Origin of the sequence: Marivirga aurantiaca, assembly GCF_016679925.1 — a bacterium.
GTDB lineage: Bacteria > Bacteroidota > Bacteroidia > Cytophagales > Cyclobacteriaceae > Marivirga > Marivirga aurantiaca.
The window spans coordinates 595,672-617,348 of sequence record NZ_JAEQBW010000001.1; the positions used below are offsets into that span (position 1 = coordinate 595,672).

Here is a 21,677-nt window from a genome sequence, read left to right on the forward strand (position 1 = left end):
GGTACCGGACTTGGCTTAAATATCCTACCGGCAGAATATAATCAAGAGTGAATATTGATGAACTGATGAGGCTCCACATTTTTATCCTTTGGCATTTCATTTAGGATTTTAACTTTTACTTTAGGCGCACCATTCAGTAGGGTAGCATGAAGATTTCCATTGACTTTTCTTATTTGTAATACTACTATATTGTCGGCATCCACTCTGAGGTTTCTAATGGTTATTTCATTTAAATAGGGTGGAAGTACCGGTTTGTGTAAAGTGATCTCACATTTTCGGGCGTCAATATTGAGCCCCAGGGCAGCCTGCAGTAATAGGTAAACAGATCCTACAGCCCATGCCTGAGGAGAGCATGCCACAGGATAGGCTGTTGGCCCATGGCCTTTTCTTCTTTTGAAACCGCAAAAAAGTTCGGGGAGCCTTTGATCCGCTTCATGTATGCTGGTATCAAACATGCCGGTTAGCAGTATGCTTACTTCCCTTTGGAGTCCGTAGCGAGAAAGCCCATAGGCAATCATAGCGTTGTCATGGGGCCAGATAGATCCATTGTGGTAGGACATAGGGTTGTAACAGGCTTCTTCTGTAGCCAATGTTCTAACACCCCAGCCTGAAAACATACTTTCACTTATTATTGATTTAGCTACTTTTTTAGCTTTTTCTTTTGTAGCAATCCCGGAAAAAAGACAATGGCCTGCATTGGAAGTAACAACATTACAGGCTTTCTTTTTCCCATCAAGCGCAAGTACATAAGTGTTTTTGCTTTCAGACCAAAACGTACGATTAAACTTCTCTTTCAGCTCTTCCGCTTCCCGTGTCCATTTTGATGCCTTGTCAGAAAACCCGAATTCTCTTGCCATTGTAGCGGCCTGGATTTTGGCATCATACACATAAGCTTGTACTTCACATAAGGCTATAGGGCCTTTTGCCATTTTGCCATTTTCATGAAAGACAGCATCAAAAGAGTCTTTCCATCCCTGGTTAATCAAGCCTTTGGAAGATTTGGTAGCATATTCTACAAAGCCGTCTCCATCAATGTCTCCATATTTATCAATCCAGGAAATAGCATTTTCTATGTTAGGCCAAATTTCCCTGATGGTTTCTTCATCTCCCGTACGCTCAAAGTAAGCACCTGCCAAACAAACAAAAAGAGGAGTGGCATCTATGGTGCCATAATATTGTTTGAAAGGAATCTCCCCTAGTTCGGCCATTTCACCGCCACGCTTTTCATGGAGGATTTTTCCAGGTTCTGCATCTGTAAAATCATCATTTTTTGTAGCCTGTGTGGCAGCTAAATATTTTAAAACGCCTTTTGCAATCAATGGCTCTACCCAAAGGCTTTCATAGGCAGTTATAATGCCATCCCTGCCAAAGGGTGTGCTGTACCAGGGGATTCCTGCATAAGGATAGGCTCCATGTTCGGTTTGTGTAACCATGGTGATCATGTCTGCTTTGGATCTGCTTATCCAATCATTGAACTGTTCATTGGAAGTGAAAATCTCAGCAGAATCTTTTTTAACCGAGGCATTGTAATTGTTTCTTTCCTTTACAGCATGTTTATAAGACAGTACTTGTGGTTTTTTGTGATTAACCTCAAAGGCAATTGATACATATAAATCAAACGTTTCTTTAGGAGCCAGTTTTATATTATGCTGGATGATGTTTCCCAAAACATGTTGCGGTGGTGGGTCAAATGTGATTCGGGTTGTCCTGCTTATTTTATCCAGGCCGGTGTATCCCATCAAAATTTCATTGGCTTTGGATTTTGGCTTTGTACATTCTCCCTTTTTGTCCCGATAGCTTCCCCTTACTTCAAAAATGTCGTCATAATCTGCTTCAAATTGTAATTCTACATTAAAATCCAGGGAAAAGTTAGCGAAATTCAGGAAGCTTATTTTCTCATAAGCTACTTCTTCAAGCAGGAATTTGTTCCTCAATACGTGAATCATACCACGGAGCACCATCTCCCCACTTTTGTCGGAAAAATCAGGATTGGTGAGGTCTACAGCATGCATTTCATTATTCTCACTTGTATTGGAACTTAAAAGCAATGGGCGCTTATTTTCCATTGTAAAGGCAAGCTTTGACAGAAAGCGGGTGCCTTCATGGTAAAGTCCTTGTGACTTTTGACCAATTTGATGGATGTCACCTAATTGATCGAACACGCCAAAAGATTCACCATGCTTGAGAACAGCAGTGCGATCATCGGCAAAAGAAGAAGTAGCAAGGATGTAGTGCTGATTTCCAATTTCAATTATGTTCATCTTTGCGAAATTTTAAAGGTTGATTTCATTCCAGAAATTTAGCTTTATACTGATAGTTTTTTGATAATTCTTGGTGATTGAGCGAGGCTTCTTGTTGGTAAAGCTTTACATATTCGTTGGCCATTCTTTCAACAGTGAACCTTTTCTCGAAAGTAGCCCGACACAAAAAGCGGTTGAAAGCGGGTAATTTAGATTGTATGGTTTCTAATGCTTCACTTACAGAATTAACAATAAATCCAGTAATACCTTCTTCCACAATTTCAGGCACACTTCCCTTTTCAAAGGCTATTACCGGAGTGCCACATGCCATTGATTCAATCATTACCAAACCAAATGGCTCAGGCCAATTGATAGGAAAAAGCAATGCCATAGCATTTCTCAAAAATTGTGACTTTTCCTTTTCCCCAATTTCCCCAATATATTCAATGAGGGGGTGGTTTAGTAAATGTTTGATTTCCCGGTGGAAATATTCTGCGTCTGCTTTGTCTATCTTGGCGGCTATTTTCAAAGGTATTCCACACTTTATTGCAATTTCTATAGCCAAATCCACTCCTTTTTCCGGACAAATCCTTCCTAAAAAGGCAAGGTATTCCCCCGTATTGTTATTATACCTGGTTTCTGTAATGGGAAGTCCGTGGTAAACATTTCCAACCCAATTGGCATAAGGGATTGGGGAACGTTGTGAATGAGAGATAGAAACAACCGGCATTTCCCTGTATTCTTTGAATAGAGGATGAATGTCAGGTATGTCTAGTCTTCCATGCAAGGTGGTGATATGCGGTTTTTTATTTTTTCTTGAAAGGGGGAAATGAAGGTAGTCAACATGGTAATGAACTATGTCAAATTCGTCCAGCTCTTGCTGAAGCATTTCCAGCATCAGAAAATGATAAGATAACTGGTCTATACAGTTTTTCTTTAATCTTAAAGACTCATTGCATGGAGCCCTTAATCTGGCCTTGCTTACGGAATCACCGCTGGCAAATAAACTTACTTCATGCCCCTGTCTAACAAGCTCTTCTGTTAAGTAGGAAACTACTCTCTCTGTACCTCCATAAAGTATAGGAGGCACGCTTTCATATAGCGGTGAAACCTGTGCTATTCTCATCCCACATCTGTTAAAATATTAAAAAATGGACCCTTACCTGTTAAAAAAAAAAGTAAATTAGATGCTATCGATATAAACTGGGCTTTTCAATTTAAGGTTACTGATTGATGAGGGAAAATATCCGGGAATAATTTTACTGGTAATCAAATTTTACAGATATTACCAGAATATCAAGTATGTGAAATGGCACTATTTGATTATATTTAGTCTCTAGAAGGTATTAACATCTATACCGGTAGAAATTGATTGCTGCTTTTTCCTATCTTTACCGAAAAAATCAGTAATAAAGGACAAGTTCTAGCGGAATTTAATAGCAGGACTATAGAACAACGATTTATTCATATCCATGAAATGTCCATCCCGAGTACTCGGGACCAACCGAGGATGAATATTATGAAAAACCTGTTTTGGAAGTAGATGGTAGAGATCAGACATTCTATGTGACCATGAAAAAAACAATTGTATACACATGAAATGAACATGAGGGCAGAAAATCACACCAACCGAGGATGAATATTTTGAGTTTCATTGCTAACTTTATTAGGTTGAAAAACCTATAAAGAGATGGAAGAGAAAGTAACATTCGAACAATTGGTGCAAGTAGGATGTGGTATAGATGTCCATAAGGAAAATATTGTAGCCACCATCCGCAAGAGTGATCAGACTTTTGAAACGCGAGAGTTTGATTCCTATACAAGTTCTTTGACAGAGTTAAGAGATTGGTGCAAAACTGAAAAGGTTACGCACATTGCCATGGAGAGCACCGGGGTTTATTGGAAGCCTGTCTTCAATATACTGGAGGCAGATTTTGAGATAATCCTGGTCAATGCGCGCCATGTGAAAAACGTGCCCGGCCACAAAACCGACAAGAAGGACAGCCGATGGCTGAGCAAGCTTTTGTTGGCGGGCTTGCTGAAAGGTAGTTTCATTCCACCGCAGGATATCAGAGAGTTGCGTGACCTGGTCCGTTACAAGCGTAAAGTTACTGATCAGGCTGCATCGGAGAAAAACCGCATCATTAAGATATTGGAAGATGCCAACATTAAGCTTAGCAGCGTACTGACTAATGTGGACGGGGTTACCGGGACGAAAATCATCAACGATCTTATAGCAGGTACCACTGATGTGAACGAGTTGATCGTTCACTATCACGGTAAAATGAAAGCCAGTAAGGAAGAGGTTCGAAAAGCCCTGGAAGGCCGTCTAACTGCCCATCATCAATTTATGCTACAGCTTGTTCAGCAAAGCATTCGGGACAAGGAAGCAGTGATTATAGCCTTAGAGGACAAAATTGATGAAGCTGTAAAAGGCTATGAAGTAGAGGTGGATTTATTGCAAACCATCCCGGGTGTGGCCAAGGACAGTGCCATCAATATCATAAGTGAGGTAGGGGCAGACATGGAGCGCTTTCCCAATGAGAAACATCTAAGCAGTTGGGCAGGCATGAGCCCGGGCAACAATGAGTCAGGAGGAAAAAAAAGCCGTAAAAACACTACATGGTAATCAATACCTACAACGGACACTGACTGAGAGCGCCTGGGGAGCTACCCGAAAAAAAGATAGTTACTTGAAAGGGAAGTATCATAAATTAGCATCGAGAAGGGGCAAGAAAAAAGCACTTGTAGCCATAGGGCATAAAATAATTGTTGCAGCTTACTTCATTATCAAAAACAAAGAAGAATACAAAGAGCCTGTTAGAAGAGACGACCCTATGAGTAAACAGCTGATAGCAAAAAGCTTTCTAAAGAGAATCAAGGAATTAGGCTTTATAATAGAAGAAAATCATTTAGTCCCTGCTTTATAAAGCAGCAGCAAGGTCGGATTCTTACTGTCAGGTTCTGTAATGCAGAAAAATTCGGACATGAAATTGACCAGGACAAAACAAACAGGTTAAGCACCAACCGATGTTGCCAATTCCTCAAAAAAAGGATGCTGAGCACGTACATGAAAATTTACTCTCTTAACCTTGTTTTAAAGACTTTATCAATATGTAAACGATTTAAAACTATATAGAAACCAAACAAATGCCCATAGCCAAGTGGCTGCGGGAACAAAAAACATATACACATGAAATGAACATAAATTTTAGAATCCTTAACATATCAACCGAGGATGAATAAAATTTATTGAATTCTCCCGAAGGGATCCCTTTGGGGCATGTGACCATTGGCAATAAACTTATACACATGAAATTTAATTTATTTACAAAAACCCTTTTTGCTTTAATAATTATCCTTTCTAATGTGGCTTGCGATCAAATTACAAAAGTGAAGGTTCGTAAAGAGATCAGCCTGAATGAAGTGATCAGTGTGATCAATGATAATTTTGTATTGACCAAAGTAGAAAATACAGGTGCGGCCCTTAGCCTGGGCAAGGATTTATCTCCCACTTTAAAAGTAGTGTTCCTTCAAATAATGCCATTGTTGGTTTTATTCTTTTTATTTAAAGTGATTGTTAGCAGGAAGGATACCTCCCGACTAAATGTTATTGCTTTTTCATTTATTATAGGTGGTGGAATTGGTAATATTTATGACAGGATTTTATACAATTCAGTAACAGATTTTATGTATATCAAAGTAGGAGCCTTTCATACAGGCATCTTCAATATGGCCGATGTTTCAGTAGTAATAGGTACGGTTTTAATTGTGGTGAACACTTTGATTACAGAAACCCGAAAATATAGATTGGGCTGATTATATTGAAGTGGGATATTTCAGGAAAGGAAGGCTTGTTTGAATGTTGCTGATTGAAAGATTGACGTAGTAAGTAGCTGAATATTAAAATTTTAAGTTGAAACCTTGTCTCATTTCCGTTCGTTTTTTTGAATAGATACCAGATAGTATAGTTTTAATGCTCTTGTATTTAATACAAAAGGATTTTTTTAAAAAGGAATAAAAAATTACCGCTTTGATTTACATCTAATAATTTTGATTATTTTTAGCTATGACTAACTTTAAAACTAATGAAAAACCAAAACCTATTGCTTATTGATGATGATAAGGAGGACCAGGAAATATTTTTAGAGGCCTTAGTGAAAGTGTCAACTGTTGCGTCATGCATCACAATGCAAGATGCGGCTGTAGCATTGCAAAAATTAAGTGCAAATGATATTTTTCCTGATTTAATATTTTTAGACCTTAACATGCCCGGAATGAATGGAGAGCAATTTTTATTGGAAATTAAGAGATGCGAAAAACTAAGAAAGGTTCCCGTTATCATACTATCATCATCATCCCATTTAAGTAATATCCAACTCTCTATAGATTTAGGAGCAGGCCATTTCATCACCAAAACCAATCCATATGAGGAATTTTTGCAGGAACTTTCTTATCTGTTGAATTAGATTATGTAAAAACAATAAATTACAGAAGCACTTTTTTTAATTTATGAAAGCACCTTCAGGGACGAACGATGAGTGGTATTTCCTTTCTGGGGGAGGAGAAATGGGAGAGCTAATAAGAAGATTTAATTGGTCTGGTACTAGCTTAGGTCCCCCGGGACAATGGCCTCAAAGTCTACGTTTAACTCTTTCAATAATCCTTTCCTCTAAATTTCCCATGTTGCTATGGTGGGGAGATGATTTAGTTCAATTCTACAACGATGCCTATCGTGAAAGCCTTGGAGATAATGGGAAACATCCTAAAGCCTTGGGACAGAAAGCAAAAGATTGTTGGCCGGAAACCTGGCATATCATTTATCCATTGATTAATAAAGGGCTCACCAGGGCTGAAGCTACATGGGGGGAAGATCAATTGATTCCTATTTACCGCAACGGAAAAATAGAGGATGTCTATTGGACCTATAGTTATAGCCCGGTTTTTGGTGAAACAGGAAATGTGGAGGGGGTATTAATGGTGTGCACCGAAACTACGAAGAAAGTACTTTCCCGAAAGCTTCTGGAAGGAAGTGAACAACGATTCAGGATGATGGCCGAAAGTACTGATATTTTCATTGCTACCAGCGATAGATCCGGAGATGCAAATTTTTTTAATAAAGCATGGCTTAACCTTACCGGTCGGTCTTTGGACGAATTACTTCAATTTGGTTGGGCAGACCTGATTCATCCTGACGATCGGGACGAATTTGTTTCGAATTACATGAAAGCAAATAGAAACAGAACATCCTTTAAAGGCGAATTTAGGATATTGAACAAAAACGGTCAATATAGCTGGTTGTTAGCAAAGGGCCCCGCAAGGTTTGATTCTGAAGGTGCATTTGTGGGGCATATCAGTTCCTGTGTGGATATTACAACGCATAAAAAAACGGAACAGAGACTGAAGGAAAGTGAGCAGGAAATGCGTAGCATAGTGGAAAGTGCTCATTTTCCTATTGGTGTATACGTAGGGAGGAAAATGAAAATAAAACTGGCCAATAAAGCCATGATGGAAGTAATGGGGAAAGGGTATGATGTAATAGGTAAAAGCTATTTTGAAATATTGCCGGAACTGGGAAGTCAGGAGATATTTCAAAAACTTAAAGATGTTTATACTTCAGGAACTCCTTATCATGCGGTAAACCAAAGGGTTGATATATTTATCAATGGAAAGTTGAGAAAGCATTTCTTTAATTATAGTTTCACACCTCTCTTCAATACCGCAGGGAAAGTTTACGGGATAGTGAATACAGCGGCAGATGTAACTGAACTTAATTTCGCTACCCTTAAAGTCAGGGAAAGTGAAAGAAACCTACGAGAAACTATATTACAAGCCCCTGTGGCCATGTGTATTTTTAGAGGGCCACGGCATGTAGTAGAGCTAGCCAATAAACGTATGTTTGAATTGTGGGGGAAAGAAGCAGAAGAAGTAATGCATAAATCAATATTTGAAGGACTGCCTGAAGCCAAAAACCAAGGCTTGGAAATCTTATTGGACCATGTATATAGAACCGGTAATACTTTTTCCGCCCAGGGGGAGCGTTTGAAATTGCCTCGTGATGGAAAACTGGAAACTATTTATTTGAATTTTGTTTATGAAGCTTATCGCGAGCCGGGAGGGGAAATATCGGGTATACTGGCTATGGCTATTGATGTTACCTCTCAGGTAACTACTCATCAGAAGATAGAGGAAGTTGTGGATAAGCGAACGAAACAACTGGCTGAAGCCAATTATGATCTTCAAAAATCCAATGATGAACTGGCTCAATTTGCCCACATTGCTTCACATGATTTGCAGGAGCCGCTACGAAAAATAAGTATTTTCACGCAATTACTGGAGAATAAGATAGGGAAGGCGATGGATGACCCCTCAAGGGATTATCTAAGGAAAATCCGTAAATCTTCTTCCAGAATGCATAAAATGATCAAAGATATTCTCACTTATTCGGAACTCATAAAGGAAGTGAAGGCTTTTACTGAAGTTGATCTTAATCAGGTGCTTGAAAGTACTATAATGGACTACGAACTATTGATTGAACAAAGAGGAGCCAATGTAAAATATGAAAAATTACCAGTGATAATAGCTGTTCCATTACAGATGTCGCAGCTTTTTGGTAATCTTATGGGAAATGCATTAAAGTTTGTTCATCAGGAAAGAAGCCCGGTAATAAGTATTTCAACTTCAGAGGTGTCCTTGACGGAAAAGCAAAAGCTTAACCTTGACACAGGCCTTGAATATGTTAAAATCCGGTTTGCAGATAATGGTATTGGTTTCAATGAGGAATATAAGGAACAAATATTCAATATTTTCCAAAGACTTCATGGCAAATCCGAATATGAGGGCACGGGAATTGGCCTGGCTTTATGCAAAAAAATAACATTAAACCATTTTGGAGGGATGAATGCAGAAGGCAGTTCAGAGAATGGGGCAGTTTTTAATATTATTCTTCCTCTCAAGCTTTCAGAGAAGTAGAAAAAATTTAAGATCTAAGTGGCTTCAAAGCAAGTAGGAAAAACCTAAAGGGTTTAAGTTAACATGGAATTAACGCCCCCCCTTTTATTTTCCCCCATGCTATTAAGTTAAGACAATCCTCCTTCTCTCTTTGGGGAAGGATACAAGGAAGGGGTTTTAATTAAAGCTTAACTTAATAGCATTGTTATTCTCGTGTTGGTGCGAGCTTTCAGCTCGTATCACGGTAGAACTAATCATTACCTGACGCTAGCTTCAGCTCATGTCCCTTTGCACAATTTGCGTAAGAATTGCGTCCCCCTTGTCAATTGTTTATTTGTCAACTGTCAACTTGAATACATTCAAAAGATTGCTTCACTGCTTTATCGTTTATACTGTTATAGAATGGATTGCCTCATTTAATAACATATGTAAATATTATAACTCCCTTGGGCTATCATGTAACATCCAACCACAGGGATAACAATACCTTAGTGATTATTCATTTTGCAAAGAGACTTCTCCATTCAGAATCGGAGAAGATCCATCTGAACCAACAATCAAATATTAAGAAAAGTATGGGTAATTTTGTCAAAACCGCATTAGCTGCCTATGGAGCCAAAAAATTAGGATGTGGTTGTTTCGGTACACTCCTCGTAATTGCAATCATTCTCATTTTAATCTTTGGGGATGTTTTTTAGCATGAGTAGAAACTTCTCCTTAAAAAAAATAAATGGAAAATTTATTGTTCAATAATTGGGAAAGTATCGCCAGAATCCTCATTATAGCTTTCCTGGCATATGTTGTCTTGATTTTTTTGCTGAGGAGCTCAGGCAAGAGAACCTTGTCGAAAATGAATGCTTTTGATTTTATTGTAACAATTGCCCTCGGCTCTACACTGGCTACAGTAATTTTAAATAAAGATATTTCTTTGGCCGATGGGTCAGTAGCTTTCTTCGCTTTAATTTTTCTTCAGTTTGCCATTACCTGGCTTTCCGTGAGGTCCGGGAAATTTAAAAGATTAATTACCAGTGAGCCTGTATTGGTATTATACAAAGGGGAATTACAAAAAAAAGTGATTAAACAAGAAAGGATTACAATAGAAGAAATCCATTTGGCTGTTAGGCAAAAAGGGATAGCCGATTTGAAAGCCATTGATATAATGATCCTGGAAACAACAGGGGAATTCACTGTTATACCAAAAATCGAGACATCAGAAACCGAATCAATAAATGAGGTGAAAAATTATCCTGCTGAGGAGAAGGATTAGTTGCCTACTCCAGCTGTTTTTACTCGTTTTTTTTAATGCTGAAATGGAAAATTGACGAAACTACATTCAGAGAGAATTTAAATTCGTTCATTTCTTTAGAGGGTGGTCTTTTGATTATCCTAATAGTTACCAAAGTTATTGTCACGCTTCCTTTGCGTCCTGTGAAGTGAATTGTTTTGCTATTGTGCATGTCCAAAATGGATCTTGTCAAGTGAAGGAGGAGTAGCGAAATATTGTTTTTTCTTTTTAATAACCACTGTGATATTTTGATGCATAGTAGAAATAATTAAATTTGAGTTGAATTTTCCATACAATTGTTGATATTTTTTAATTGTTAATTGATCATGAAATGGCAAAAAAAGCTTCATTCCGTCTTTTTGTTATTGGTGCTTCCTCCGGAGGGCATTCGGCTGTAAAAGCAGCACTGGCCAATATTCCGGCAGATATCAATGCAGCCTTTCTGGTAGTGATCCATAGTGGCTACAATACCATTTCCAATTTTGTGAAACATCTGTCCGGTAGAACTTCTTTGAAAGTGGTACAGGCATCACATAACCTGGAGATTGAGGCCGGCACAGTTTATATATCAATTCCTGATAAACACCTTGTGGTGCAAGATGGAGTGATGCTACTTTCCTATGGCCCCAGGGAAAATCTTTTTCGTCCTTCTATAGATGCATTGTTTAGGTCTGCGGCTGTAACCTATAAAAACCAATGTATGGGTATTTTGCTTTCCGGCAGGTTAAATGATGGAACTGCAGGCCTGGAAGCTATTAAAGACTGCGGTGGACTCACCATGATCCAAAACCCTGAGACAGCAGAATTTGAAGAGATGCCCCTGTTTGCCCAACAACATATGGTAATTGATTTCATTGTAAATGTAGAGGATATTTCTGCTGTAATTGATGAAATATCCATGGATGATTTACCTCCTGAGAAAGAGGCGCCTGTCCATCTAATAAGAGAGAATGCTATTGCTACTAATTTGAAAAGTGACGTAATCGCCACTGAAAGTTTAGGCGATAGAGTGCCATTAAGCTGCCCTGAATGCAAAGGTGTGCTATGGGAAATGAAAAACTCTAATATAGTGCGTTATAGATGCCATATTGGACATAGCTATACGGAAGAAGCATTAGTTGAAAGTAAAGATAATGGATTGGAAGAAGCTTTATGGATAGCCTTACGCACCCTTGAGGAAAAAAGGATGCTTTTGTTAAAAATCATTTCCGATTATAAAAAAAGAAACCTTTCTCAATTGGTGTTGTCTTATGAAAATAAACTGGAAGAAGTTTTAAGGCATATTAACCAGATAAGAAAAGTGATGCAATTAGAAAAACAATGACAGAAAAAGAGAATAAAGATAGCTATGTTGTGGGTGTTGGCTTAAATGGAGGCGGGTTGGATGCTTTGGCCAAATTTTTGAATTCCTTTTATGGAGCTGAGGCAGATTTTTGCCTCGTAGTAGTAATGCAATTCCATTCAGATAATAAAAATAAATTAATCAATGTTATTAAAAAGTATAGTAGCTGGCCAATAGTTACTTCCGAAAACAACTCTTCATTGCAAGCAAGACATATTTACCTTGCACCCCAAAATCATAATATCTCTTTCAAAAATGGTTTTTTAAAAACAGAAGCAGGTGCGCAAAATTTCCCGATTGATACATTTTTCAGCTCATTGGCAAAAGAGAGAAAAGGAAAAGCCATCGGGGTTATTTTATCCGGCACCGGAAGCGATGGATCGGAAGGTATTAAAGCAATAAGGGAAGCCAATGGGTATACCATGGCGCAAATGCCTGATACAGCTGAATGCAAGGGAATGCCCTCTTCAGCCATCCAATCTAATCATATAGATATTGTGCTGCCGGCTGAACAAATGTTTCAGGAAATTGTACATTATGTGAACAATCACCAGCTTATAACAGAAAGCAAACTGCCAAAGAAAGGAATAGATGCTATTTTTGAATTACTGGAAAAGCGTTCAGGAACAGATTTTTCCCAATATAAGCCTACAACTATTTTGCGTAGGGTGAATTACCGGATGAATAAATTACAACTTTCCTCTTTAGCAGACTATTACGCAATGATAGAAAAGAACCCTAAAGAATTGGATATCTTATTTGAAACGGTATTGATTGGTGTAACTGAATTTTTCAGGGATAAAAATGCATATGACAGTTTAAGTGCAAACTTTCAAAAGCTGATCAAGAGTAAAAAACCTGAAGATCCTATCAGGATTTGGTGTGTAGGGTGTGCAACAGGGGAGGAACCTTATTCTATTGCCATTTTATTGCATGAAATATTGGGAGCGGATATAAGTAAATATGATTTGCAAATATTCGCTTCTGACATTGATGAACGTGTGTTGAACTTCGCTCGGAAGGGGATTTATCAGAAGGTTTCGGTAGAAAATATCCCACCAAAATTACTGGCAAAGTATTTTGATAAAAAAACAAATACTCACTATGAAGTAAAGAAAACAATTAAGAAAGACATTCTTTTTTCACGACATGACATTACCAGCGATCCGCCATTTGTTAAATTAGATGCTATTATTTGTCGGAATTTGCTGATTTATTTTAACAATAATCTGCAAAAACAAACATTCCAGATCTTTCATTTTGCATTAAGGAACAATGGGTTGCTTTTTTTAGGCAAGTCAGAAAGTGTGAGCGTTGCTGCGGAACTTTTCGCCAAAGCCGATGAACACAAAATCTATCGTAAAGCCGATGCCAGTCTGGACTATCGCTTGAAATTTTCCCAATTCAAGAATAAAAATGAGCTAGTTCAATCTGATGTAAGGAAGCATGAAATCAGGAATATGTCTGTTGTGGACATTGCCAAAGAAACCTTATACTATAAATATGGCCATCCATTTGTCATCATTAATGAGCAGGCTGAAATAAAAGAAGTCAATGGAAGTTTGCGGCTTTATTTGGAAATTAGTCAGGGCACAATGAATGCCAACTTAACCAAGATGGTCAATACTGAACTGGTTACCTCCATAAAAATATTACTGGCACAGGTGAGAAAAACCAATGTGCCACATACCAGTCAGGTGATAAAGTTCACATTGTACGAGATGGACCATTACGTGAAACTTAAAATAATGCCGCTGATTTATTCGGTTAATGATTCACGGTATTATTTAGTGATTTTCGAGAAAATCCAACCGGGCGAGAATTTTGTGTCTTTACAGAAAGAAATGCACTCCTCGGATATAACAGGCTTTCGTATTCAAGAACTGGAAGATGAGCTTTCCTCCCTCAGGGAACATTTACAGCTTTTTACGGAAGAACTGGAATCCACCAATGAAGAATTACAAATTACCAATGAAGAGCTTCAATCCACCAATGAGGAGTTGAAATCTGCCAATGAAGAGCTTGAAACGTCCAATGAAGAATTGCAGTCTGCCAATGAAGAATTAAACATGTCCAACAGGGACCTGAACCTCAGCAATGAAGCCCTTAAGGAGAAAGAAGCAGAACTGAAAAAGGCGAAAAACATTAGCGAGAAGAATGAAATTATTTACCGTACGCTATCAGAGAACATCCCTAATGGCTCTATAGGTATTTTAAATGATCAAATGAAAATAGAATATTTAGCGGGAACAGGTATTAAAGAGTTTACAAAGAATTCTGATGAGCTTAGTGGAAAAGCATTTTTAGATTTGATAAAACTTTCTGAAACTGAAAGGGAGAAATTAACCACTATACTTCCTAAAACCCTGAAGGGAAAAACAGGCAATGCAGAATTCTATTATGAGGACAACTATTACGATTTACATACAGTACCTATTAAGCTGCCTTCTGATTCAAAAAATAAGGTATTGTTTCTCATTCAGAATATTACTCAAGCCAAGAAAGATCATCTAAAGGTGATGATGGCTATTGAAGTGGCCGAATTGGTTATTTACGAGTATAACTACAATACAGCTGCTTTCTTGCCTAACACTGCATTGTTAAAACTTTTTGAATTCGATGAATCTGATTTATTCAATACAGCTGCTTTCCTGAGTAAATACCATCCTGAGGATTTATCCCTGAGAAATAGAAAAAATGAGGAGGCATTGAAAACAGGTGTGCTTTCTTATGAAGCCCGGCTTCTATTAAAAAGTGGTATACGCTGGATAAGGGTTTTTGGACGTATTTTATTTGATGAAAATAAAAAGCCGGAACTGGAAGTAGCTACTATATTGGATATTACCAAAGATAAACAATTACTGGAACAAATTAGGGAAAGTGAAGAGCGGTTCAGGCATATTGCCGATAGTGCCCCTGTAAAGATCTGGATGAGTGATGTCAATAAAAATGCCACTTATTTTAATAAAAAGTGGTTGGATTTCGTTGGGCAATCACTTGAAAATGCGATAGGCAAGGATCGTTTGGAAAATGTACACCCTGATGATAAAAAAGAATGTGAAGCAATTTATAATACCAGCTTTGATAAAAAGGAATCCTTTTCAATGGAGTACCGACTTAAAAGACATGATGGGGAGTACCGCTGGATCCTTGATCATGGACTTCCTGTTATAGATAGCTTAGGTAATTTTGAGGGATTTATTGGTTCCTGTATAGATATTACAGCCCAGAAAGAATTCACAGTTGAGCTTGAGAAAAAAGTGGAGGAAAGAACTTGTGAACTCCAGAGGTCGAACGAAGAACTGATCAACCTGAATATTTCATTGGAAGAATATGCTCATGTGGCAAGCCATGACCTACAGGAGCCTTTGCGTAAAATCACCACCTTTGGCTCTATTTTGAAAAACAGGATGGACGACCCTGCCGCCATTTCCAAATATATTGATAAAATCAATAGTTCGGCAGCGAGGATGGGACACCTGATTAAAGATATATTGGATTATAGCAAAATATCAGAGTCAAGCCTGGATAAGTCTGAAGTGGATTTGAATGTCATACTAGAAGGAATAGAAATTGATCTGGAGTTGGAAATAAAAGAGAAAAATGCCAAAATAGAATTTGGCGATCTGGGCATGGTTACTGCCAATGAAGTTCATATCACTCAATTATTTTCCAACCTTATTAAAAATGCTATAAAATATAATGTAAATGAACCTAAAATCACTATTTCTGCAAAAGACATGCAAGGCGCACAATTGCCGGCCCATTTGCCGGCTGAAAGTAATCGTAAATATAAACAGATAAAAATGAGTGATAATGGCATTGGCATAGCCGAAGAGCATTACCTTATGATTTTCCAGCCTTTTAAACGCTTACATTCCAAATCGGAATATAGTGGAACGGGCATTGGATTGGCCATTTGCCGTAGAATTGTAGAAATACACGAAGGTTTTATAGAAGTAGAAAGCAAAGAAGGAGAAGGCAGCACATTTGTAATATATTTGCCGTTGAATAAAACTTAAGTACTGAAGTTTCGCCCCAAAATAATGTGCTTTAAAAATGAAAATTTGGAAAAATAATTCACTAATGAATCCTCCATCAATGCTATTAAGTTAAGCTCTATATTAAACCTCAACCTTTTATCCTTCTCTCCCGATTGGTCGGGACAAGCTGAGGGGAGAAGGAGGTTTGTCTTAACTTAATAGCATTGGCTCCTCAAAAGAGAATTTAAGGCGTTGTATTTTTCAATATGCGAAACTTCTGTTAAGTACATTAAATTTCCATATATTTGAACTATAAATGCACGGGGTGCTGAGGTTTTTGCCAAAGCTGAGATAATACCCGAAACCTGATTTGGATAATGCCAACGTAGGGATGCAGTATTAAAATATTCCATTTTGTACTCCATTACCTTGGGCATCCCAATTGATGGAGTTTTTTGTTTTAAAGCAGATCAATAAAAATGGAATTAGATAAAACAACTTCTGAATTAATCCCACAAGCACAGGCCAATTGGCAAGACCGACCGGAATGGTTTTTTAATAGAGAACATACCGATACCTACGAGCAATGGTATGAAGGGAGGTATAAACGAGCCGAAGTTTGGCAAAAGAAAGTAATGGAAGATCTTGTGTCTAAAGATACCAGGATTGAGCAATTACTGGAATTTGGATGTGGTACTGCACGCTTTACCAGGTGGTGGAAAGAAATAGGAATTGAAGCCACAGGCGGTGATATCTCACCTCTTATGTTATCACAGGCAGTTCATTTATTTGATGGGGATTTGGTAATGGCGGATTCACACAATATGCCCTTTAAAGATCATACTTTTGATGCATTGGCCTTTATTACCACTTTTGAATATTATAAAGATCCTGTGAAAGTCATCAGGGAAGCTGCCAGGGTAGCAAAATATGGTATAGCCATGGGGATGATGAACAGAAATTCTCCCAAAGTAGTACGCAGGCGTATTCAGCAAATATTCGGTAAGAACCCATTTTACATTACTGCGACCTTTTATACCCCCAAAAAATTAATAGAAATTATTAAAGTAGCCCTGGAGGGCAGGGACTATACCATTGAATGGTCATGTACAGGTCTTCCAAAGTGGTTCCCCGTTCAGAAATGGAGTGTGCCTTATGGTGATTTCTTCGGGTTGTATATTCAATTAAATGATATTGAGTGATGAAAGAAGTACTTGGAAAAATAGATCACCATTTATTTGAGGAAATAATACATAAAAATTGCGGAAGTCCACGAGCTGAAGTTAGTGTGGGAGCTCAATTTGGAGTAGATGTATCCGTAGTGGATTTGCCGGGAGGCATGGTAATGGCAGCCACCAGCGATCCTTTATCCTTGATTCCATCTCTTGGATTGGAAGAATCAGCCTGGCTTTCTGTGCATTTGATGGCCAATGATATGGCTACCACTGGTTTTGCACCTATGTATGCACAATTTGTTCTTAATCTTCCGGCCACTTTTTCCAAAGCTGATTTTGAGGTTTATTGGAATTATATTCATGTGTTTTGTGCAGATATGGGTACAGCCATTACGGGAGGGCATACCGGATTTATTGAAGGACAAAATTCCACCATAGCAGGAGGAGGTACTTTTTCTACCATAGCTCCTAAATCACAAATTCTCACCTCAATATTGGCCAGACCCGGCAATACCATCCTGGTGACTAAACAATGTGCTACTTCCTCAGCGGCCATACTGGCTATGAGCTTTCCGGAAACAGTAAAAAATAAGCTGGGAAACGAAAGCTTTCAAAAAGCATCAGAATTGTTTTATGAAACTTCTTCCTTAAAAGAAGCCTTGGTGGCAGTGGGCACGGAGCATCAACATACGGACATAACTGCCATGCATGATGTGACCGAGGGAGGCGTGCTGGGTGCCATTTATGAAATGGCGAGTGCTTCCGGCTGTGGAGCATTGATTCACAATAACAAGCTGCCAATGGGGCATACACAGAATGAAGTTTGCTCATTTTTTGAGCTAGATCCTCGTCATTGTGTGGGCGCAGGCTCTATGATAATCACCTGTGAAAAGGGGACCGATTCAGCTGTAATAGCACGATTGAAAAAAGAAGGGATTGCCTGCTCAGCTGTGGGGGAGATTCAGGAAAAGGAGCAAGGAATACATATAATAGAGGATGGTGAGCAAAAAAAATTAATCTATATGGAAGAAGACCCTTATTGGGCAGCCTTTTTCAAAGCGTATAAAGAGGGATGGAAATAATGGCTGCAAAAAGAAACATATCTTCTGGAGTATATTTGGTTATAGATCCTTCCATGGAGGAAGGGCTTTTATTGAAAAAATTGAAAGCAGTATTACCGGAGGAAATTGCTGCTGTTCAAATCTGGGATAATTTCCATAAAGGGCAAAATATCCAGGATTTAATTGAAAAAATATGTGCTATTTGCTATTTACATAATATCCCGGTGCTCATCAATAATCAATGGGAATTGTTGCTCAATACTTCTCTGGATGGTGTTCATTTTGATGTGATTCCTGAGAATTACAATGAAATCAAGCAAACAATAAAGAGGGAATTTATCTCGGGAGTAACCATTAATAATGATTTAACAGTAGTGAAACTGGCAGAAATGTATCAGATGGATTACCTCTCTTTTTGCTCAGTTTTTCCATCTGTTACTAGTAATAGCTGTGAACTCGTCAGTTTTGATACTATTAAGGCGACAAGGAAACTTACTTCCATGCCTGTATTTTTAGCAGGGGGAATCCGGCCTGATAATATCCACCAATTAAAAGACCTTCCTTTTGAGGGCGTTGCTGTAGTCTCAGGCATTATGAGTAGTACTGATCCTGCAGGAGCCGTAAAAAATTATATTACACAATTAAAAGCAAATAAGAAATGAGACTATCAACTATTAATAAATTATGTTGTCCTTTCGATAAAGCAGATTTGGCACTTACCACCATTACTCAGGATGTGAATGAAAATATATTGGAGGGTTTTTTAACATGTAGTAAATGCAATAGGATTTATCCTTTTGTGAAAGGAATACCTATCATGAGTCCGGATGAATACAGGGAGTTTAAACTTGAAAAGCCATTGTTGGATAAATGGGAATCCTACCTTAATGGTCAAACTGTTGAGAACTTTCGTTTGGTCTCAGGGGATAAAAATGGAACAGAAAACCAACTAAAGCAATAGTGAATGCCAGGATGGGGGAGGCTTTGATTTAGTGTGACAGATTCTATTATCTTTGGTAAAAGATATTTTTAAATATACATTTTACATAATTAATTGGAAACATGAAAAATCTATTGTTGGCTATAGTAATTTTTGTATTGGGTACTAGTTGCACAAATAATACAGAATCAAAAACTAAAACAGAAGAAACCAAAGTTGAATTCAATCAGGAATTAGCAAATGAATTAACGGAAATGGCTGTAACAGATCAAAAAGCAGCATGGATTCCTGAGGGAGAGTTTAAGGAAATGAGCAATGAGGAATGGGAAGAATATAAGGATAGTGTATTTACTACTCATCAAAAGAGGCTGGAAGAAATTTTCAATAAATACGGGTATCCCGGATATGATTTAGTAGGAGAGGATGGCTCGCATGATTTTTGGCTTATGGTACAGCATTGTGATTTTAATCCTGAATTTCAGCAAAAAGTATTGGTGGAAATGGAAAAAGAGATTAAAAAAGGCAATGCTAGCAAGAAGAATTATGCTTATTTAATTGATCGGGTAAGGCAAAATACCGGAGGGAAATTAATTTATGGCACTCAGGTAACTTACAATGAATTCGGGCAAGCCGTTCCCAAAAGTTTGGAGGATAGCCTGAATGTTAATAAAAGGCGAGCTGAGGTGGGATTAGAACCTTTGGAAGAATACCTCAACCTTATGACCCAGCATCATTTTGAAATGAATAAAGAAAATATGATCAATAGAGGTATTACAGAACCTAAACTATATAAAGTAAATGAATAGTAGAGTATTATATATTGCAGTGAAGCGATTTCTTCAAATCAATTGAAGTTCTTCTTTAATCTCAACTTTCGCCAAAATATCAGAAATATAATCTTTTAGGACAATGTGAAAAGCACTTTCAAAACGTTAGCTATTTTTGTCTTTAGTTTTATGATGGGTTTCACTGCTGTTTCTCAGGTCAGGCCCACCATCTATTTGTTGCCGGGACAAGGGTCTGACAAGCGGATTTTTGATTCACTCAATATTGGTCCCTCTTTTAATTTGGTGGTGATTGAATACGGAACGCCTGAGAAACATATGTCAATGAAAGATTTTGCGCACCAACTTGCAAAGAAGATTGATACCAGCCGCCCTTTTTATTTGGTTGGGGTATCTTTAGGAGGGATGCTTTGCGTAGAGCTGGATGAAATTCTGAATCCGGCAAAAACCATTATTATTTCAAGTGCCAAAAATAGGGAAGAGCTTCCTGGGAGGTATAAATTTCAAAAGGCCATTCCTTTTTATAAAATTATTCCGGGATTTCTACTTGTTGCAGGAAGTAAAATACTCCAGCCAATTGTAGAACCTGACAGAAGAAAAAACAAGGAGACTTTCAAGAAAATGTTAGCGGATAAAAAGCCTCGGTACATGAAAAGAACTGTTGATATGGTTATTCAGTGGGAAAGAGAAAGCAATAGTGACAAAATCTATCATATCCACGGAGATAATGACCACACGCTGCCTCTTAGGAAAATAAAATCGCCTGATTATGTATTAAAAGGAGGCTCACATATGATGACTCTTACAAATGCCCGGGAAGTAAGTAAAATACTCAATCAGATATTGATGGATTAAAGAAGTAATAGGAGACTCATGCTAAATACTGCTATGTTAGAAAGCCAAACAAATATTTGCTTAATAGCGCGGGTGGGTCGACAAAAAGGCGGGGAGTGCGCTGAATTGTAGCGTGGAAGCATCTTTTTGTCTTGATTTTTTCTATCTTTTGTATCAAGACAAAAGATTAAAAATAAAATTTGGTTAAAAAGTGCCTAAAACTTGAGCGAAACCCTAATATATTAATAGAAATTCCGGTTTTTTGAGGTTTTGTCCTTAGTTTTAGATTTAATAAACACGAATAAAAGTATAACCCGTTTTCATGAAAAATTTATTAATCAGCAGTAGTCTAAATAACTACTGCTGCACTATTTGAATTGTATCCGAGTTAATAACATTACTTTTATTTCCAGCCCTGTCCCAAATTTGAGCTTGTACAAACATAGGATAATTTCTAAAAACTGCTCTGAATCCTAAGGAAGTAAGATCATAAGTCAGGGTGCCATTGATAGGTCTGTCATAATCCTCTGTATTCAATTGAGGAAACCTTCCATTAAAAGATTGATAATATGGGGCTTCCTCCCATTTGTATTCTACAAATTCAGACGCTGGCTTATAAAAGGTTTTGATAAACATATTATAAAATCGGGGATTGCGTTCAATTAAGAAAGTATCTGCCGTTACAAGTGTACTGTTGACTATGATTGTGTCATCTTCTGCTACAACAAAATAATCCAACGGATTATAAGGGGGAAGACCTTCCTGGCTGCCAATAAAAATGATTTGTCCTTCATTGTTCAAAGGCAGGTTATACTGGTTATAAGGTGGTGCTAACTCCTCGCTACTCAAGCCTAAATCACCATCTCCGTCTTCAAAGTATATGGTGAGAGAAAGTATATCTTCTGTTATATTGGGATTTTTAGGATCAGTTCTTGTATCAAATTCAATGGATTCAAAAGCTATTTTTGGCGTATTATCAAACTCAGGAGGTTCAGGACATCCCGTAAAAATAAAAGATAAAAGAATTAGAGGTGCCGAAAGTATGAGTTGACCCGTCTTATTTTTAATATTGTAGCGCATA

General features: G+C 37.8%; 17 protein-coding genes and 1 riboswitch. Of the genes, 14 read left to right on the forward strand and 3 right to left on the reverse strand.

From position 1 onward, the window contains the following. Positions 1-41: 41 nt before the first annotated feature. On the reverse strand, positions 42-2,261 hold the full coding sequence (locus JKA74_RS02550; RefSeq protein ID WP_201429588.1) for an amylo-alpha-1,6-glucosidase: 2,220 nt from the start codon (positions 2,259-2,261) through the stop codon (positions 42-44). A 25-nt stretch (positions 2,262-2,286) separates the two neighbouring features. Then, the gene (locus tag JKA74_RS02555; protein WP_201429589.1) at positions 2,287-3,366 is read right to left on the reverse strand and encodes a glycosyltransferase family 4 protein; all 1,080 of its coding nucleotides are present in this window, start codon (positions 3,364-3,366) and stop codon (positions 2,287-2,289) included. Positions 3,367-3,930: 564 nt separating this feature from the next. Here JKA74_RS02555 and JKA74_RS02560 point away from each other — a divergent pair. The 14 genes from JKA74_RS02560 (at position 3,931) to JKA74_RS02625 (ending at position 20,617) form a co-directional block, all read left to right on the forward strand. Further along, positions 3,931-4,869, forward strand: a complete 939-nt coding sequence (locus JKA74_RS02560; RefSeq protein WP_201429590.1) for an IS110 family RNA-guided transposase — start codon at positions 3,931-3,933, stop codon at positions 4,867-4,869. Between the two features lie 64 nt (positions 4,870-4,933). Continuing rightward, positions 4,934-5,170 (forward strand): hypothetical protein, encoded by a 237-nt coding sequence (locus JKA74_RS02565; RefSeq protein WP_201429591.1) that lies wholly within the window; start codon positions 4,934-4,936, stop codon positions 5,168-5,170. A 382-nt stretch (positions 5,171-5,552) separates the two neighbouring features. Next, entirely contained in the window at positions 5,553-6,059 is a 507-nt protein-coding gene (gene lspA, locus JKA74_RS02570; protein WP_201429592.1) for a signal peptidase II, read from the forward strand. 269 nt (positions 6,060-6,328) lie between these two features. Then, positions 6,329-6,709, forward strand: a complete 381-nt coding sequence (locus JKA74_RS02575; protein ID WP_201429593.1) for a response regulator — start codon at positions 6,329-6,331, stop codon at positions 6,707-6,709. 43 nt (positions 6,710-6,752) lie between these two features. Further along, positions 6,753-9,212 (forward strand): PAS domain S-box protein, encoded by a 2,460-nt coding sequence (locus tag JKA74_RS02580; RefSeq protein WP_201429594.1) that lies wholly within the window; start codon positions 6,753-6,755, stop codon positions 9,210-9,212. 709 nt (positions 9,213-9,921) lie between these two features. Then, positions 9,922-10,458, forward strand: coding sequence for a DUF421 domain-containing protein (locus JKA74_RS02585; protein ID WP_201429595.1), 537 nt, complete (start codon positions 9,922-9,924; stop codon positions 10,456-10,458). A gap of 349 nt (positions 10,459-10,807) precedes the next feature. Next, positions 10,808-11,800 (forward strand): chemotaxis protein CheB, encoded by a 993-nt coding sequence (locus JKA74_RS02590; RefSeq protein ID WP_201429596.1) that lies wholly within the window; start codon positions 10,808-10,810, stop codon positions 11,798-11,800. Beyond that, the gene (locus tag JKA74_RS02595) at positions 11,797-15,840 is read left to right on the forward strand and encodes a CheR family methyltransferase (RefSeq protein ID WP_201429597.1); all 4,044 of its coding nucleotides are present in this window, start codon (positions 11,797-11,799) and stop codon (positions 15,838-15,840) included. Before JKA74_RS02590 ends, JKA74_RS02595 begins: the two co-directional genes overlap by 4 nt. 272 nt (positions 15,841-16,112) lie before the next feature. Beyond that, positions 16,113-16,210, forward strand: a riboswitch (TPP riboswitch). A 70-nt stretch (positions 16,211-16,280) separates the two neighbouring features. Further along, entirely contained in the window at positions 16,281-17,003 is a 723-nt protein-coding gene (locus tag JKA74_RS02600; RefSeq protein WP_201429598.1) for a class I SAM-dependent methyltransferase, read from the forward strand. Beyond that, positions 17,003-18,058 (forward strand): AIR synthase-related protein, encoded by a 1,056-nt coding sequence (locus JKA74_RS02605; protein WP_201429599.1) that lies wholly within the window; start codon positions 17,003-17,005, stop codon positions 18,056-18,058. Before JKA74_RS02600 ends, JKA74_RS02605 begins: the two co-directional genes overlap by 1 nt. Further along, complete coding sequence (locus JKA74_RS02610; RefSeq protein WP_201429600.1) at positions 18,058-18,699, forward strand: thiamine phosphate synthase; 642 nt, start codon at positions 18,058-18,060, stop codon at positions 18,697-18,699. The genes JKA74_RS02605 and JKA74_RS02610 overlap by 1 nt, the downstream gene beginning before the upstream one ends. Continuing rightward, positions 18,696-18,998: a Trm112 family protein gene (locus JKA74_RS02615; RefSeq protein WP_201429601.1), complete on the forward strand. Its 303-nt coding sequence runs from the start codon at positions 18,696-18,698 to the stop codon at positions 18,996-18,998. The genes JKA74_RS02610 and JKA74_RS02615 overlap by 4 nt, the downstream gene beginning before the upstream one ends. A gap of 101 nt (positions 18,999-19,099) precedes the next feature. Then, entirely contained in the window at positions 19,100-19,783 is a 684-nt protein-coding gene (locus JKA74_RS02620; protein ID WP_201429602.1) for a DUF6624 domain-containing protein, read from the forward strand. Between the two features lie 105 nt (positions 19,784-19,888). Then, positions 19,889-20,617 (forward strand): alpha/beta fold hydrolase, encoded by a 729-nt coding sequence (locus tag JKA74_RS02625; protein ID WP_317193545.1) that lies wholly within the window; start codon positions 19,889-19,891, stop codon positions 20,615-20,617. A gap of 336 nt (positions 20,618-20,953) precedes the next feature. On the opposite strand, the gene JKA74_RS02630 is transcribed toward JKA74_RS02625, so the two are convergent. After that, positions 20,954-21,676 (reverse strand): hypothetical protein, encoded by a 723-nt coding sequence (locus JKA74_RS02630; RefSeq protein WP_201429603.1) that lies wholly within the window; start codon positions 21,674-21,676, stop codon positions 20,954-20,956. Position 21,677: the final 1 nt, after the last annotated feature.

Coding starts and splice junctions, on each gene's coding strand:
- JKA74_RS02550 (WP_201429588.1), bottom strand. CDS start 2,261: ATGAACATAATTGAAATTGGAAATCAGCACTACATCCTTGCTACTTCT.
- JKA74_RS02555 (WP_201429589.1), bottom strand. CDS start 3,366: ATGAGAATAGCACAGGTTTCACCGCTATATGAAAGCGTGCCTCCTATA.
- JKA74_RS02560 (WP_201429590.1), top strand. CDS start 3,931: ATGGAAGAGAAAGTAACATTCGAACAATTGGTGCAAGTAGGATGTGGT.
- lspA (WP_201429592.1), top strand. CDS start 5,553: ATGAAATTTAATTTATTTACAAAAACCCTTTTTGCTTTAATAATTATC.
- JKA74_RS02575 (WP_201429593.1), top strand. CDS start 6,329: ATGAAAAACCAAAACCTATTGCTTATTGATGATGATAAGGAGGACCAG.
- JKA74_RS02580 (WP_201429594.1), top strand. CDS start 6,753: ATGAAAGCACCTTCAGGGACGAACGATGAGTGGTATTTCCTTTCTGGG.
- JKA74_RS02585 (WP_201429595.1), top strand. CDS start 9,922: ATGGAAAATTTATTGTTCAATAATTGGGAAAGTATCGCCAGAATCCTC.
- JKA74_RS02590 (WP_201429596.1), top strand. CDS start 10,808: ATGGCAAAAAAAGCTTCATTCCGTCTTTTTGTTATTGGTGCTTCCTCC.
- JKA74_RS02595 (WP_201429597.1), top strand. CDS start 11,797: ATGACAGAAAAAGAGAATAAAGATAGCTATGTTGTGGGTGTTGGCTTA.
- JKA74_RS02600 (WP_201429598.1), top strand. CDS start 16,281: ATGGAATTAGATAAAACAACTTCTGAATTAATCCCACAAGCACAGGCC.
- JKA74_RS02605 (WP_201429599.1), top strand. CDS start 17,003: ATGAAAGAAGTACTTGGAAAAATAGATCACCATTTATTTGAGGAAATA.
- JKA74_RS02610 (WP_201429600.1), top strand. CDS start 18,058: ATGGCTGCAAAAAGAAACATATCTTCTGGAGTATATTTGGTTATAGAT.
- JKA74_RS02615 (WP_201429601.1), top strand. CDS start 18,696: ATGAGACTATCAACTATTAATAAATTATGTTGTCCTTTCGATAAAGCA.
- JKA74_RS02620 (WP_201429602.1), top strand. CDS start 19,100: ATGAAAAATCTATTGTTGGCTATAGTAATTTTTGTATTGGGTACTAGT.
- JKA74_RS02630 (WP_201429603.1), bottom strand. CDS start 21,676: ATGCGCTACAATATTAAAAATAAGACGGGTCAACTCATACTTTCGGCA.